Consider the following 3,431-nt stretch of genomic DNA (forward strand, 5'->3'; position numbering starts at 1 on the left):
ACCCGGCGCGGGTGGTCCCGTGTTCGGGCCCGGCGTGCGAGACTGCACAGGTCACCGGGAACGCGCAGCGAGGAGGAGCGATGCCGGACTTGACTCTGGCCGGCGGGGCGCTGACGAACGCGTTCGGCAGTGCGACGTACTGGGTGGCCATCGCGCTGCTCTTGTTCAAGCTGTTCTGCCTGGTCGACGCCTCGGTGCGTCGCGAGGACGCGTATCGGGCCGCCGACAAGAACAAGAAGATGTTCTGGGTGGTGATCCTGGCCGTCGCGGTCGTCTGGAACTTCTTCTTCCTTTCGCTGATCAACATCCTGTCGATCGCCGGGCTGATCGCCGCGATCGTCTACATGGTCGACGTGCGTCCGGCCCTCAAGCAGGTCGACGGGCGTCGCGGCGGCGGGCGGATGGGACCGTACGGGCCCTGGTGAGAGCCACGCGAGTGTGAGGAAGGGCCGGGCGCACCTCCCGAGGGTGCGCCCGGCCCTTCCGCGTGTCGTGCCCCGGACGTCAGGCCGCCCCGGTCGCCGTCGCTGTTTGTGTGGACGACGGGTTCTGCGCGGAGTCGGTCGGGTTCGGCGTGGTGCCGGGGGTCGTGGTCGTGGTGTCCGTCGGGCTCGGGCTGCCGCTCGGGCCCGTGGGGGTGCCGGTGCCCGGACCGGTCGGGGTTCCCGTGCCCGGGTTCGTCGGCGTCCCGGTGCCGGGGCTCGTCGGCGGGTTCGTCGGCGTGGTGGTCGGCGGCGGCGTCGTCGTGGGGGGCGGCGTCGTACCGGGCGGGGGCGTCGTCGGCGGGGTGGTGGTCGGCGGCGCGGGCGGCGGGGGGACCGGTGGGACGGGCGGGGGCACCGGCACCTGCGGCACGTTCGGGATCGGCGGGGCCTGGACGACGCCGGCGCCGCCGTCGGGGCGGACCACGCCGAGGATCGGCATCGATCCGGCCGGCGCGATGGTGATCGTGCGTCCAGGGCGCGGGGCGTGCACCATCAGGCCGTTGCCGAGGTACATCCCGATGTGGCTGGCGTCGCTGTAGTAGACGATCAGGTCGCCGGGCCGCATGTCGGTGACCGGCACGCGCGGCAGCCGGGCCCACTGCTCCTGCGAGGTACGCGGGATCCTCACACCGGCCGAGAGCCACGCCTGCGAGGTGAGGCCGGAGCAGTCGTAGCCGATCGGTCCCTCACCGCCCCAGACGTACGGCAGGCCGATCTTGCTCAGCGCGTAGCCGATCGCCCGTTGCGCGGCTGATGTGGTGAGTTGGTCGGGGCGCGACAGTATTCCGTGCTGCTCAAGCTGCACCTGCCCGGCCTGGGCGACCTGGGCCTCGAACTGCTCAAGCTGGGCGATCTGTTCGGGGGTGAGCGTGGCGAGCAGCGCCTCGGCCTCGGCGACTTTGCCCTGGATGTCGGCCCGGGCCTTCTCCGACTCGGCCTCCAGGCGGCGGTTCTCGGCGAGTTGCGCGTTCTCCGCCTTCTGCATGTTCTTGAGCTGCTGCTCGGCCTGCTTCTGGCGGGCGATGGTGTCCGCCTGCGTCTGGTTGATACGCGCGAACGTCGGCGCCTTCTGCAGGAATTCGGCAGGATCTGCGGTCAGCATCAGGGTCAGCAGGGGGTCGACGCCGCCTCCGGTGTACTGCAGGCGCACGATGCGGCCGATCTCCTCCTTCTGCGAGGCGATCTGCTGCTGGGCCGACGCGATGCCGGCGCGGACGTCGTTGACCTTGGCCTGCTGCGCGGTGCGGCGTTCGTTGGTGGCGTTGTAGCGTTCCGTCGCCTGCTCGGCCTGCCGGTACAGGTCCTGGAGTCGGGTCTGGACCTCCGTGACGCTGAACGCGATTTGCGGCGGCGGCGGCACCGGGGCGGCGGCCGCCTGCCCCGTGAACAGCGCCGCGCACAGCAGTACCGCCCCACACGTGGTCGCCGCGCGGACCCAACGGCCGCTCCCGCCCCCCAAGATCGCCATGCGCTGACCCTTTCGATCAGTCGACTGCGCCTGCCCCGTGTCGCATTCCGGGTTCCGTACCGCGGGTGGAACCGGCCATCGGGATGGACGGAAGCCGCCCGGAACCGGTTCCAGCGTCGGATCCTGCCACGTTCCGTTGGCAAAAGGCAGGGCGATTGTGTGAGCGTCGCGATACGTCGCAGGGTGATGCGGATGAAAGTTGGGTGAACCACAGCGGGCGCCCAGGTCCGAACACCGGTTCTGAGCTGGGCGTTTGCGGCGTGTCGCAGAGCCGTTTCGGACATTCGATTGACGAACAGTCAGATCTGTTCAGTTGGTGCTCTGTTCGCCGTTCGGAGGTGTGACCGGGGCCACCGCGGCCCAATCGACGGTCACTTCGCCGCCGCGGGCCCGATCCGGCCGGGTGCGAACGGGCCATTCCGCGGCGAGTTCGCGCACCGCCGCCGCCCACCGCTGCCGCGCGCCCAGCGGGTCCAACGCGGCGTGCGTGTCCCACGCCCGGTCGAACGCGGACAGGAACGCGTGCACCGGCTCACCCGGGACGTTGCGGTGGATGAGCGCCTTCGGCAGGCGCACCGCAAGATCCGAGGGCCGCCCCAAATCCGCCAGCCGGGCGGCGAGGGTCAGCGTGCGCGGGCGGGCGTCCGCGCCGACGGCGATCCAGGTCGCGAGGCGCCCCGGCTCGTCGCACGTCCCCTCGACCACCAGGCCGCCCGGGGCGAGGCGGGCGCACATCGTGGACCAGGCCTCGGCCACCTCGTGTTCGCCGTACTGCCGCAGCACGTTGAAGGCCCGGATCAGCACCGCCCGCCGGCGATCCGGGAGCGGCACCTCGAACCCGCCTCGTACGAACGACAGTCCGTCGCCCGCGTGCGGCAGTGCGGCGGCGACGCGCTCCGGGTCGATTTCGATGCCCAGTGTCTCGACGTCCGCCCGCACCGCCCGCAGTCGGCGGTGGAACTCGACCGTCGTCACCGGCGAGGCGCCGTATCCCAGGTCGACCACGAGCGGATCGGGCGCCGCGCGCAGCAGCCGCGCGTGCTCGGCGGTGACCCAGCGGTCCACGCGCCGCAGCCGATTCGGATTGGTCGTGCCCCGCGTGACGACCCCGGTCGGTTTCCGAGGGTTCCTCGGCGCCGGGACCCGGCGCCGGCGGTCGGACGCCGCGGCGGCTGAGGAGACCCCGCGGCTGACCATGCCCACGAGTGTAGGAGGCGCGTCGCGAATGCCCGACGTGCGACCGAAAGGCGTCGGTGTCCATGATCGATGACGACAAAGGGTGGCGCATTCGATGCTGACCGTGATCGATTCATCTCACATCCCGGTCGGGAATCGCGCGACGCACGGGATCGGTTATCACTTGACCGGTGGTCTTGTCGTCTGAATTAACGACAGCGCCCCGGGAGGGGAAGCAAAGCCGGATCGCGCCCGCCACGACGGTGGCCGGCGCCGTACGCCGTGTTCCGCCGCACGCCTTG

Annotated in this window: 3 protein-coding genes; 1 reads left to right on the forward strand and 2 read right to left on the reverse strand. The window is 71.3% G+C overall.

Translation table 11 applies throughout. From position 1 onward, the window contains the following. Positions 1-80 precede the first annotated feature (80 nt). Positions 81-425 carry a DUF2516 family protein gene (locus tag ACRX5W_RS02000; RefSeq protein ID WP_436786119.1) on the forward strand — a complete coding sequence of 115 codons (345 nt, stop codon included), beginning with the start codon at positions 81-83 and terminating at the stop codon, positions 423-425. A gap of 79 nt (positions 426-504) precedes the next feature. On the opposite strand, the gene ACRX5W_RS02005 is transcribed toward ACRX5W_RS02000, so the two are convergent. Next, positions 505-1,953: an NlpC/P60 family protein gene (locus ACRX5W_RS02005; RefSeq protein ID WP_436786120.1), complete on the reverse strand. Its 1,449-nt coding sequence runs from the start codon at positions 1,951-1,953 to the stop codon at positions 505-507. A gap of 309 nt (positions 1,954-2,262) precedes the next feature. After that, positions 2,263-3,018 (reverse strand): class I SAM-dependent methyltransferase, encoded by a 756-nt coding sequence (locus ACRX5W_RS02010; RefSeq protein ID WP_436786121.1) that lies wholly within the window; start codon positions 3,016-3,018, stop codon positions 2,263-2,265. Positions 3,019-3,431: the final 413 nt, after the last annotated feature.

It is taken from the genome of Yinghuangia sp. YIM S10712 (assembly GCF_051388935.1).
Lineage (GTDB): Bacteria > Actinomycetota > Actinomycetes > Streptomycetales > Streptomycetaceae > Yinghuangia.

Bases quoted from the DNA above. Each gene is read 5' to 3' on its own strand.
- ACRX5W_RS02000 (WP_436786119.1), top strand. From the start codon at position 81: ATGCCGGACTTGACTCTGGCCGGCGGGGCGCTGACGAACGCGTTCGGC.
- ACRX5W_RS02005 (WP_436786120.1), bottom strand. From the start codon at position 1,953: ATGGCGATCTTGGGGGGCGGGAGCGGCCGTTGGGTCCGCGCGGCGACC.